The organism is Serratia sp. JSRIV001 (genome assembly GCF_019968745.1).
GTDB lineage: Bacteria > Pseudomonadota > Gammaproteobacteria > Enterobacterales > Enterobacteriaceae > Chania > Chania fonticola_B.
The window spans coordinates 5,155,256-5,167,973 of the sequence record NZ_CP074147.1 but is presented as its reverse complement, the minus strand read 5'-3'; the positions used below and the strand labels follow the sequence as shown (position 1 = coordinate 5,167,973).

The following is a 12,718-nucleotide window of genomic DNA, read 5'->3' as shown; positions in this document are numbered from 1 at the left end:
ACGTATAGTGAGAAGAAAACGCTTGCAGAGTAAGCGTTGATAACCCATCATTTGAAACGACGTTTCACTTCCTTGCTACAGGCCAATCTTGAACTTACACGGGCTACTGCCCCAGCACGTTGCCAAGACGCATTGGTATGCCAAGCGAAAAAGCTATCGGGTGCTTTTTTGGCGGGAGATCACGCCACTGGCAGTTCCGATCTTTCTAGAGAACACCTGCGTACTGCTGATGGGGGTGCTCAGCACCTTCCTGGTGAGCTGGCTCGGCAAAGAGTCGATGGCGGGTGTTGGCCTGGCAGACAGTTTCAACATGGTCATCATGGCCTTTTTCGCGGCGGTGGATCTGGGTACCACGGTGGTGGTGGCCTTTAGCCTTGGCACTCGCGATCGTAAACGAGCGCGGGCGGCGGCACGCCAGTCGCTGGTATTAATGACCGTGCTGGCGGTGCTGCTGGCGGTTGGGATCCATTTGGCCGGGCAACAGATCATTAACGTGATCGCCGGTGAAGCCACGCCCGAAGTCAAATCGCTGGCGCTCTCTTATTTGCAAACCACCGTCTGGAGCTACCCGGCAGCCGCCATTGCCCTGATTGGTAGTGGTGCCCTGCGTGGGGCGGGCAACACCAAGATCCCGCTGCTGATCAATGGCGGCATGAATATCCTCAACATCCTCATCAGCAGTACGCTGATTTATGGGGTATTTAGTTGGCAAGGGCTGGGTTTTGTTGGCGCGGGGCTGGGGCTGACCATTGCCCGCTATATTGGCGCGATCGCCATTATTGCGGTTCTGGCGGTGGGCTTTAATCCGGCGCTGCGTATTACGCTCAAAAGCTATTTTACGCCGCTCAACAGCAGCATCCTGCGTGAGGTGCTGGGGATTGGTATTCCCGCCAGTATCGAATCGGTACTGTTCAACGCTGGCAAACTGCTGACACAAATGTTTGTCGCCGGGATGGGGACCAACGTCATCGCCGGTAACTTTATCGCTTTCTCTATCGCGGCCCTGATTAACCTGCCGGGGAATGCCTTGGGATCGGCTTCGACCATTATCGTCGGCAAGCGTCTGGGGAAAGGGCAAATTGCTCAGGCCGAACGGCAGATGAAGCACGTCTTCTGGCTGGCAACGATTGGCCTGACGGTGATTGCCTGGGGAACCGCTCCCTTTGCGGGGCTGTTTGCCTCATTTTATACTCAGGAAGATGATGTTAAAGAGGTGGTCAAAATCCTGATTTGGCTCAATGCCGCGTTTATGCCGATCTGGGCCGCGTCCTGGGTGTTACCCGCTGGGCTGAAGGGCGCGCGTGATGTCCGATTTGCGATGTGGGTGACGATGTTGGGTATGTGGGGCTGCCGAGTAGTCGCCGGTTATATCCTGGGCATCGTGCTGGGCATGGGCGTAGTGGGCGTCTGGCTGGGGATGTTCTTGGACTGGGCCGTTCGCGGAGTCTTCTTCTATTGGCGTATGGTCAGCGGGCGCTGGCTATGGAAATATCCACGGCTCAGAAAAAACCAGCCTGAATCAGCCGAAGAACAGTCGCCAAGCTAACGGTATTTTATTGGACTGAGCCGGGTTGGCAGTATCAATCCATTGTCGGCGGTTATGTTTTGGTGTAAGACTGATGCCACGATAAATGATCTAAAGGTGCACCATGGATGGATTGATATTTATCGCTGGTTTGGCGTTGTTCCTGTGCCTGGTGGTATTACCTATTTCTGTGGTGGTATCGCTCGGCCGTGGCAACCGCAACCAGCGGGAAATTGCCCAACTGACACTGACCATCACCCAGTTGCAAAAACAGGTGGATGATCTCCGCTTCGAGGAAACCGGGAGATCACGGCCGCCGCCAACGCCAACTCCCCAGGTGCCACCTGTGGCTGCGAAGACAACGCATGACTTTGCTGCGCATGCGGCACAACAGCCAGCCGTTAAATCCGCCGCTGACATGGCCGTTACCCCTTCGGTTATATCACCATGGGAACCCACAGCTCCAAAACCAGTTGCACCAGTAGCAAGCATTCCTCGCCCACCTATTGCTGATAGACCTGCCATTGATAAACCACAGCAACCGAAAAACGACCTGCTCAGCGGGCTGGTGGGCTGGTTTATGCAAGGTAATCCGCTGGCGAAGCTGGGTGTCTTGCTGCTGTTCTTCGGTTTGGCCTACCTGATGAAATATACCGTTGAACGTGACATGCTGCCTATTGAGTTCAGGTTAATGGGCGCGGCGGTGGCTAGCGGCGTTTTACTGTGGTTTGGCTGGCGTCTGCGTGTTAAACAGACGATGTATGCCCTGATCCTGCAAGGGGGCGCGGTTGGCGCGCTCTATATCACCGTATTTGGTGCCTTCCGGCTTTATCAACTGTTGCCACATATGCTGGCATTTGGCCTGATGCTGGTGATCTGCGCCGCCAGCGTGGGCTTGGCCGTATTGCAGCGTGCCCTCAGCCTGGCGATGCTTGCCAGCATTGGCGGCTATCTTTCACCTTTGCTGTTGTCCACCGGTGGCGGCAGTTATATCGCGCTATTCTCCTATTATCTGCTGCTCTCGCTGGGCATTCTGGCGATCAGCGTCTGGCAGCCATGGCGGCCACTTAACCTGCTGGGCTTTGTTTTTTCCTTTGGCGTCGCTGGGCTGTGGGGAGTAAACAACTACCTGCCGGAATACTACCTGGGCTGCCAGCTGTTCCTGATTGCCAATATCGTGATTTTTGGCGTGCTATGCCTGGCGTTGACTCTACGTGCACAGTTGCCTGGCGAGAAGATTATCGATGGCGCGCTGCTGTTTGGCCCACCGTTAATCGGTTTCGGCATGCAGTATCTGATCGTTCGCCAGTGGGAGTTTGGCCCGGCGTTCTCGGCGCTGGGCTTCGGTTTGGCTTACCTGTTACTGGCCTGGGCCGCATTGAAGCGCTACCCATCCCTGGGCCGCATGTTGGCGGTTTCCGGTTTGGCACTAGGCGGGGTGTTCACTACGCTGGCTATCCCATTGGCACTGTCTGCTGAGTGGACATCCATGGCTTGGGCGCTGGAAGGGCTGGGCATTCTGTGGCTTGGTCGTGAGCAAAAGCAAATCCGCATGAGCCTCAGCGGTTCTGGCCTGCTGGTGCTGGCCTTGGCTTCCGCCCTGGTGGCTCTTGGCGCTGGAATGACGACGCTCTCCTTCACGCTGGTGTTCGCCGTACTGGCATTAACTTGGCTAGCGGTGGCATTCCTCTGGCGCGATCTGGAGAGCGAGGCTGCATTCAGGCTGGTTGTCAGCCGCTCCTTCCTGGCTGGCGGCATCCTGCTCTGGCTGGTTTGCCTGCTCGGTTTTGCCGGGCGATTGCCGCTTGATTATGGCTACGGGGCTTTCCTGGCGTTGGTCTTGTTGACGCTATCCGTAGTGCTGTGGCGTTGGGTGGCACAAAGGCTGGCCTGGCTCGAACTAGGTTATAGCATTTGGCTACTGTGGCCGGGTATGTTGGCCATGCTGTTGTTCCAATTGGTCGACTTTGATTCTTTATTGTCCTTCGGCTGGCCGAATCTGGTCTGGTTACTGGCCTTGCCGGTGGCGTACTGGCTGTTGAAGCGCGAAGCGGGCTCCCTGCCGTTACTGCGCCTGCAGCAAGGATTACACCTGTCTCTGTTCTGGATGGTGGTGTTTGCGCTGGGTTATGAAGTCTTTTGGCGCACGATGCGCTTGCCGTGGGGCATGGATGAATGGCAATTGGGCCTGCAAATGGGCTTCCTCTCCCTGATCATCTTGGCTACACATGGTGCGCTGCGCAAAGGATGCTGGCCGTTTGCCGAACATCGTCAGCTGTATGGTGCGATTGCCTTGGCCCCATTGGCGGCGTTGGCTTTGCTGCTGTTGCTGGTAGGCAACGTGTTCGATGGGGTCAGTATAGGCTGGCGTTATTTACCACTGTTGAACCCGTTGGAAGAGGGGGCTGGTTTTGCACTCTTGGCACTGGTGACTCTGGGGCTGTTTGTCCGGCGGGAATACCCGCAGTTTGCTGCATTGCTGAAACAGGCGCTACCGCTGTTTATCCTCGCGATGCTGTTCTGGTGGGGCAATGGGGCGGTCCTGCGTGCACTGGCCTATTACGCCGATATTGCCTGGCGGGTTGATACGCTCTGGGGCTCCCGCCTGGTGCAGACCACCTTCGCTTTGCTGTGGATGCTGATAGCGCTGATCGTCATGGTGTTGTCAACTCGCCGTGGGCAGCGTGAGGTCTGGTTTGGCGGTGCGGCGTTGCTCGGAATCGTCATTGTTAAGCTGATGCTGGTTGATAGCGCCCGGGGTGGGGGATTGGCTCGTGCCATCGCGTTTATCGGCGTGGCGATACTGGTGTTGATCGTGGGATATTTTTCCCCATTGCCACCCAAAGCGGTGCGCGGTAAGGAACCCAATGTGGCAAGCGAACGAGGGAATGTATGAAAGTAAAACTGAATAACTGGTTGCTGCTGGGGTCGCTTTGTCTGGCCGGTGCGGCCAATGCGGAGCCGGTGGCTGAAAAACCGCAAGATTTCGCCTATGGCATCTCGCTAACCACTGAAGGCAGCGCGCCATTTTTCCGTATTGAACTGCCTGAGGCAGTGTATACCGAGAGCGTTTGGCCGGATCTGCGCGATGTGCGGGTGTTCAACAATCAGGGGCAGGCCGTCCCCTTTGCATTGGCCGCGAACGTCACTACTCAGGACAATAGCCAGACTTTCCCTCTGCGTCTGTTCCCGATGAAGGGTAAAAGGGTCACTAATCAGGAACAACAGGTGATTTCGTTAAAATCCGCAGGTGGTGTTGAAGTTACCTTGCCTGTGGATAGCGACCAGCCAATGGGGAACACCTATCTGCTGGAGATCCCGCAGCATGAGGGCAACTATCCCCGTCTGACCCAGTTAAAACTGGCCTGGGAGCGTCTGCCCGAGAATTGGCAGACCCGCGTTAGCCTGTTTTCTAGCCGCGATTTAAAAGACTGGTCGAGCAGCGCTGAGGATGTGCCCTTGATGGATCTGGTTTCTGGCAGCGATCGGTTGCTGTTGGATACCATCGATCTTGATGACTATGCCAGACCTCGTTATCTGCTATTGGTGTTCAACGATGCCAAAACGGCCCCTGATTTGAAGATCCAGTCAGTGCAGGGGATTGCGGCGTCCAGACACACCGAACAGCAAAGGATCGGCCTGACCTTCAACCAAAAAGCCATTTCGGCCAGTGAGGCGGAATATAGCTGGCCGAATCCTCAACCCTTGAACAATATCAGCATTCGGCCGACGCAGAGCAATACGGTATTGCCGCTCGAGATCGATTACCGCAGCGCAGCAAGTGACAATTGGCACCCTCTGACCAAGCAGGTGGTGTTCTCGGTGAATGGCCGCACCGCAGAGGCAATCCCGCTGAACGGCTTGCTGGTGCAGGGTATTCGTTTGAAAGGCATCAACCAGCAATGGGGCGATTCACTGCCAGAAGTCTCGGCACAGCGCGATAGCCAAACTTTGATATTCAATGCCCAGGGAACCACGCCATTCCTGCTGGCGTGGGGAAATAAAGCGGCCCAGCCTCAGGCGATCCCTTTAGATAGCCTGATCCCGGCAGAGCTGCGTAAAACGATAGATGCCGATGCGTTGCCAGAAGCTGGGTTGCAATCCCAAGTGACCCTGGGCGGCACCGAACGCTTGAGCGCGGTAGATGCCGCAGAAGAGGCCAGTATGTGGAAGAAAGGCCTGCTCTGGCTGCTGCTGGTTGTGGGGGCGGGGGGATTGGTGTTGCTGGCCTTGAAGCTGTGGAAAGAGGTTCAGCAGAAGCCGCAATAGGGCAAGTGATTGCTGGCTGTTAGGATAGAAAACAAGGGGTGACGCGGTTTTCGTTGCCCCTTGTGCATTGCAGCAAAAAATGCACACAGTAATATTAAATTCCTGACATTTTACTTTCATGATTGTCATTATGATTTCAAGAATCGTTTGTCTAACGGTAATGACAAGGATAGGAGTGGCTGCTCATCAACCCAAAATATCAGTGAATCACGATTGATGAGCGTCTTGTTGAAGGCTGTTCAGTTGGTTTTTTACCAGGTGGTACCGCGATATCGTCATGAATGTGGTGATCTGAGCCTGATCACGACCAAGGGTTCGATTTATTCAACAACGCTATATCAATGATAACAGGGATCGGAGGAGGATCCTCTATCTACGCCCCAATATCCATTCTATTGCTGCGAGCTGCAATATGAGTCTATCTGATATTTAATCGGGAACTATTGCTCTTGAAAATTAACGATATCATTGATTAACAACCAATGGTATAGCTCTGTTGTTTTCTTTAACTGTAGTCTGTTCATTGCATTGCGTTTATGATTGCTGATTGTTTTTTCATTAAGATTCATTCTATAGGCGATCTGATATGGTACCATGCCGATAGATATGTAATATAGTACTTCCTTTTGCCTTGGTGTCATTAATGCTAATGGGTTGTATTTTCGCGTAGGTTGCATATCAAGCCCTGTTACCTTAGCCATTAATATTTTTTCGATTAACTCAATGAGTTCTCTAGCACATTGACCCCTGTAAAAAATATTTTGGTATGCGCTCTTTGTTGCGTGTTTTTTTGTATTGGAGCTAATAGTGATTAGTTTACCGTGAAAAAGTTTATCCAACACACTAACGGGCATTATCGCTGCGGCATTATCGGTTGCCAAAAAAATCAAGTCACAGATAGCGTACTCTGATTTGTTTTTGGTAAATGTTAATTTAAAATTTTTAGAAAAAAAATGCTCTGCTAGAAGCTGTTGAATGCCAGAAGCAAAAGCTTGGTTTTTATCAATGATAAGCACTTTCAATATGTTAGTCATGATGTTTTAACCTGCAGTTCAAAAATTGGTTTTGACAAAAAAACGCCGATCTTCAGGAAATAAACCATGGGCTTCTTGACGTATACGTGTATGCAATTCGATATCTTGCTGGTATTGAGTGATCATTAACCAGTTAGCATAAACATTCTTATCAATTCTTCGTGAAAGATAGTCTTGTGCCCAACCGCTATATTCTTCAAGCCGAATTACATCCTGAGTTTGGTTAAACTCTAGCAATGAGTGTATGTGTTTATCGTAATGCCAACGCTCGGTGTTAGCCCATAGATCAAACCTTATGGCAAGACGTGCAGGTTCAATATCCACTAAACGATTACGTTCTACAGAAGTTAAAACTAGGTTGGCATAGAGGGCACCGCACGATAGCACCACAACTCCCAGCGATACCGCCGGTATCATCCCCGCTAATAATGCACTTATCACTGGTGGCAATGAACGTCGCTCAACAACCTTGCTAACCTGACGGTCCAACTGTGCAAGTAATAGGATAAATATCGCCCAATGTGCGGCTGATAGCATAAAGGGATATTCTGTTTGGGTATGCAACAACATCGGGATGAGCACGAATATTAGTGCGATACTGTGGATGGCGACCTGCCGATTGAGGCCTTGCGCTTGGCGGCTTAGTTGCCAGGCTTGCCATACCAGTCTTAGGCCTGCATAAATCAGTATCAATATGCCGATGGCAGCGACGATGCCTCCTTCAACCCACCATAGCAGCGTTTCATTGTGAGGATGACGGACAACGCCAAGGCCTGAAGTTGATAATCCTTGTGCTAGGCGATAATGCTGGAAATTATACTCGAAACTGCCATAACCCCACCCTAATAAAGGTCTTTCAGTAATCATCTTCAGGGTATCATGTAGCATGATCAGGCGTGCCTGGGTGGATGCCGTATGTTCAACATTACCAATGCCGACTCTGTTGTACAAAATAACAGCAAAAACAATACCGAGTACCACCAAACCTGCAGCTAGCGCAGTTTGTTTCCTGTCTGTTCTGTATCCCAATAGCAACAACAGTACTCCCGCAATACCGCCACCGAACCAACCAATCCGCGACTGCAACCACACCAGGAGTACAGAGAATAGAACCAGCACTAACCCTAATAAATATTTTCTCAATCGTTCCGCTATCTTGCGATACAAGGTAAAACCAGGCAACAGGAACAACAGTAATGTCAGCGCAAGACCTGTCGCAATAAAACTGGCCAGCACATTTACCTGTTGAAAAACGCCATAAGGACGGTTTTGCACGATTGGATAAGAAAACCACTCGGGGACGTAGTCCGCCGCCAAAAATTGCATCATGGAGATAATGGCCTGCCCGGTGACGGGCACTAAAACACCATACAATACCCGCGAATACCAACGACGTGGCAGGCCATATTGTAGCCATGATAGATAAAAAACCATGCCAGCAGCCAGTCCAAGCCAACGGGAAAATGCGGCCTCACGCCACTGTGGTTCGGTATAAAGTAGAGGGAGTGCCAGTATGAATACGCCCAATAAAATGCAGCGGCACGTTACGCTCAAACGTATGATTTTCCGCGCAGGCATAGCTAGCCAAATGGTTGCAGTGATCATGGCAATCACGCCCCATGTCACTATGTTTTGTGGCAGTTTAAGACCGCTGCCCCCCATATTATGTAGATAAATAGGCATGATAATTATCAACCAAAATAGCAATATTCCTAGCGGTAATCTACGGCGATTTTGGCAAGAATGATGTATTGGTGGCTTATGATGATAATACATATAGCAACATGACCTCGCTTCCTTTCATAACGCTATAGCAGCCTGATTCAATTATAAAATTCGATCTATTATATCGTATTTTTTTTAAAAAAAGCATATTATTTCTTGTAAGATTGATAAATACGATATTTAAATCTGTTTTTTGCCCTTTATTAAGGGTTTGGTTTTTCATTTATTATTTTATTTAATAAAAAGTAGCCTTTTATGGCGAAGTTACGGGGTTTTCATTTTTTATCTTTCCTTTTTGCTCACTATTTTGTAATAATTTTAACCGGCGCTAGGAGTGCCAGCTTATATGTGAAGCCTATCCATATAGTAAATAAGGAACATAAAGTGAATGTGAAGAAAATCGTATTGGCCATTTCTTTGGCCCTCGGATGTGTCTCTTTTTCTCAGGCAGCGACTGTACCTGCAGCAGAGCAAGGCCATGGTTCTGTAACCTTTACTGGTTCTATTATCGATGCTCCTTGTTCTATTGATTCTGAATCTATTGATCAGACGGTTGATCTGGGGCAAGTATCAAATGTGACGCTAGATAACAAAGGGAAGTCTAAAGAAAAAACCTTCGATATTAAGTTGGAGAAATGCAATGTTGGTGATAAAGGCAAATCTGTGACTGCTAAATTCACTGGTGCAGAAGGTGGAACTGCTGGTTTACTGGGTATTACCGGAACGGCAAAAGGTGCCAGTATTGCCGTGATGGATGGTAAAGGCACGTTAATTGGGTTAGGTAAATCAACCACAGCTCAGCAATTGCAGAATGGCATTAATACACTGCAGTTCTCTGCCCATTTACAAGGGGACGGTGCTTCAGGTGGGGTGGTGCCAGGAAATTTCACCAGCGTTGCCAACTTTACCCTTGATTATCAATAAAGTCAGTGTTTCTTATGCATGTGGGATTACCCTCATGCATTTCTTGCCACTGAATACGGAAGATCATGGATATATAAAATTAAGCAGTTCCATGCGTCTTCTGTTGTTGTGCTTGAGGATTACAAGTCCGGCCAGGCATGCGATTATTACAGTAGGCTGCGCGATAGGTACTGACAGTGATGATTAAACTATTAATTTAGGCTCGTGGCCTGTTCGTCACATCGCTCACAATGCCTAAATTAGGATACGTCAATTTTTTGATTCGCTTATTGCATCGTACTTGTACGAGGAGTGATACCTTGTTAGTCGATTTGCGGAGTTTTAAAATAGACCTTGATATGGATAATGACGAAATTTATTTTACCGTTAAAGGCATTCCTCGGAATTTAGTAGCATAATTAACTGATAGTAAAGGAAAAGTTTTCATGTCAGGCATGCCAATATCGACTGTTAAAATAAAATCAAGAACAATGTCGCTCAGTTACTCCTTCCGGTCGATGGATGGGGCGTTATTGCCTGTAAGTGATTGTACTGCCGAGGTGAAATTAAAGGTTGACTATTACTAATCCTATGTCATGGCGTCACTATCATTCTCGATACCCAGTGGATCTTTTTTAATCTTTAACTCATGGAAACGGTACTAAACGGAATTATATAAAAAGGTCTAAAATAATGCTGTTACTTTACTTTAAGACATTGCTTTCTCGTCCGAGCATCTTATGGATAATTATCAGTTATATCATTAGCGGGACAGTGGCTTCCGCCCAAACGACCGGATTTCAATTTAATACCGATGTATTAGACATAAATGACCGTGAAAATATAGATTTAGATCGCTTTTCCCACAGTAATTACATTATGCCGGGAAGCTACGTCATGTCGATACAGGTTAATAAACAACAGCTGTTGGAACAATCGGTCATGTTTTATGCTCCTGAAGGCGACGCTAATAGCAGCGAAGCCTGTGTGAGTCCACAGTTGGTCGAACTGCTCGGTTTAAAACCGGAGATAAAAAAATGGTTAACATGGAGGCATAAAGGACAGTGCCTAGGGGTATCGAGTCTGGAGGGAATGACCGCCAGGGGGGATTTAGGCTCCGCGACGCTCTATTTGAGTATCCCTCAGGCCTATCTGGAATTCGTATCGGATGATTGGGACCCACCTTCGCGTTGGGATAACGGCATTCCAGGAATACTGCTTGACTATAACCTCAACGGACAAACTCAGCGGCAGCTAAAACAGGGTACTCAAGCCTATAGCATCAATGGTAACGGCACGCTAGGCGCTAATCTGAGTTCCTGGCGGTTACGTGCCGATTGGCAGACTCGTTTCAATCGTCAACTTGGTTCTGGGCAACCGGCGCAGAATTCATGGGATTGGAGTCGTTATTATATGTACCGGGCGATATCATCTCTGAGTGCCAAGCTGACCCTCGGAGAGAATTTCCTTCACTCCGATATTTTTGACGGTTTCCGTTTTGCCGGTGCCAGCCTGGTCACCGACGATAGTATGTTGCCACCAAACCTGCGTGGTTATGCGCCGGAAGTGACGGGGGTCGCCCGTACTAATGCCAAAGTGGTCATTAGCCAGCAGGGACGGATTTTGCAGGAAACTCAGGTCGCCGCCGGACCCTTCCGTATTCAGGATATCAGTAATGCCGTCTCCGGGCAGTTAGATATCCGGATCGAGGAACAGGATGGCAGGGTACAGACATTCCAGATGGAGACGGCCAATATTCCGTATCTGACGCGGCCAGGCACGGTGCGTTACAAGCTGGCCGCAGGGCGTCCCTCGGATTGGCAACACCGTACCAACGGCCCGATATTTGCTACCGGTGAGTTCTCCTGGGGTATCAGTAACGGCTGGTCGTTGTATGGCGGCGGCGTTGTCGGTGGGGAGTACAACTCTGTGGCCGGAGGGGTTGGCCGCGATTTGATGGTGCTGGGTGCGTTGTCATTTGACGTCACACAATCCCGCGCAAAATTGCCGCAATCAGACCGTGCCTTGGCCGGTAGCACCTATCGTCTGAGCTATTCGAAGCGCTTTGATGACTATGACAGTCAGGTCACCTTTGCCGGTTACCGTTTCTCGCAGCAGAACTATATGAGCATGAGTGAGTATCTGGATGCCAGGACTCAAGGTATCCGCTCCCAGAATAGTAAAGAGATGTATACCACCACTCTGAACAAACAATTTAGAGCGCTGGATCTGAGTTTGTACTTGGATTATAGCCATCAGAGCTATTGGGATAGACCGTCCAGCGCACGTTATAACCTGACGCTGTCACGCTATTTTGATATTGGCCGCTTTAAGGATTTAAGTTTGTCGATGACGGCATACCGCAATAAGTTTAATCGTGCCAATGATGATGGCATGTATTTTTCATTGTCAATGCCGTGGGGAAACAGTGGTTCAGTAAGCTATAGCAGCAGCCTGATCCGCAACGATAATACCCATCAGGTCGGTTACTTCGATCGGCTGAATGAACACGATAGCTATCAATTAAGTTCCGGGGTTTCCCGCAGTGGAGCGACCGCCAGCGCCTTTTACAGTCACCAGGGGGATATTACGCAAATTAATGGTAACGCCAATTATCAGGCAGGACGTTTTGCATCTGTGGGGATGTCACTGCAAGGGGGGGCGACAGTCACCCTTGAGGGTGCGGCACTGCATCGTTCGAGTGTTATAGGCGGTACGCGAGTGTTGGTTGATACGGATGGCGTGGGCGGGATCCCGATCCGCGGCTATGGTGCCACCACGGGATCCAACCGTTTCGGCAAAGTGGTGGTTGCGGATGTGAGCAATTACTACCGCAATCGGATCAGTATCGATCTAAATACATTGCCAGATAACGCCGAAGCAACGCGTTCGGTGGTGCAGGCTACCCTGACCGAAGGGGCAATTGGTTATCGCCACTTCGAAGTGATTTCTGGTGAAAAAGTCATGGCGATTATCCGTCTGGCAGATGGAGCAACACCGCCATTTGGGGCCTCTGTTCTGAATAATAAACAGCAGAGCGTTGGCATAGTAAGTGATGGTGGCAGCGTTTATCTGAGCGGTATCCAGCCGGGTGAAGCGATGTTGGTACATTGGAACGGCGGGCCACAGTGTGAATTGTCGTTACCTGTAGCGCTTTCGAACAGTCAGCAGACCGATATGCTATTGCCTTGTCGGCTGCTCAGGAAGCGCGATAAAGGAACGTGAGTACGGCGAGCTCTCTCGGCTGGGGGGCTTTGCATTA

7 protein-coding genes are annotated in these 12,718 nt (G+C 50.0%); 5 read left to right on the top strand and 2 right to left on the bottom strand.

Translation table 11 applies throughout. From position 1 onward, the window contains the following. Window positions 1–88 precede the first annotated feature (88 nt). The 3 genes from KGP17_RS23925 to KGP17_RS23915 all read left to right on the top strand — a co-directional run bounded on the left by KGP17_RS23925 (window position 89) and on the right by KGP17_RS23915 (window position 5,794). The gene (locus tag KGP17_RS23925; protein WP_179248519.1) at window positions 89–1,546 is read left to right on the top strand and encodes an EmmdR/YeeO family multidrug/toxin efflux MATE transporter; all 1,458 of its coding nucleotides are present in this window, start codon (window positions 89–91) and stop codon (window positions 1,544–1,546) included. Between the two features lie 103 nt (window positions 1,547–1,649). Beyond that, on the top strand, window positions 1,650–4,421 hold the full coding sequence (locus KGP17_RS23920) for a DUF2339 domain-containing protein (protein ID WP_223498516.1): 2,772 nt from the start codon (window positions 1,650–1,652) through the stop codon (window positions 4,419–4,421). Next, on the top strand, window positions 4,418–5,794 hold the full coding sequence (locus KGP17_RS23915; protein WP_021806911.1) for a DUF3999 family protein: 1,377 nt from the start codon (window positions 4,418–4,420) through the stop codon (window positions 5,792–5,794). The genes KGP17_RS23920 and KGP17_RS23915 overlap by 4 nt, the downstream gene beginning before the upstream one ends. A gap of 440 nt (window positions 5,795–6,234) precedes the next feature. Here the strand turns inward: KGP17_RS23915 and KGP17_RS23910 are convergent, their stop codons facing one another. Then, on the bottom strand, window positions 6,235–6,828 hold the full coding sequence (locus KGP17_RS23910; RefSeq protein WP_223498515.1) for a response regulator transcription factor: 594 nt from the start codon (window positions 6,826–6,828) through the stop codon (window positions 6,235–6,237). Window positions 6,829–6,846: 18 nt separating this feature from the next. After that, window positions 6,847–8,511 carry a PglL family O-oligosaccharyltransferase gene (locus tag KGP17_RS23905; RefSeq protein ID WP_223498514.1) on the bottom strand — a complete coding sequence of 555 codons (1,665 nt, stop codon included), beginning with the start codon at window positions 8,509–8,511 and terminating at the stop codon, window positions 6,847–6,849. Between the two features lie 426 nt (window positions 8,512–8,937). Between KGP17_RS23905 and KGP17_RS23900 the strand changes: the two genes are divergently transcribed. Then, window positions 8,938–9,477 (top strand): fimbrial protein, encoded by a 540-nt coding sequence (locus tag KGP17_RS23900; RefSeq protein WP_223499724.1) that lies wholly within the window; start codon window positions 8,938–8,940, stop codon window positions 9,475–9,477. Between the two features lie 672 nt (window positions 9,478–10,149). Continuing rightward, window positions 10,150–12,681: an outer membrane usher protein gene (locus KGP17_RS23895; RefSeq protein ID WP_223498513.1), complete on the top strand. Its 2,532-nt coding sequence runs from the start codon at window positions 10,150–10,152 to the stop codon at window positions 12,679–12,681. Window positions 12,682–12,718: the final 37 nt, after the last annotated feature.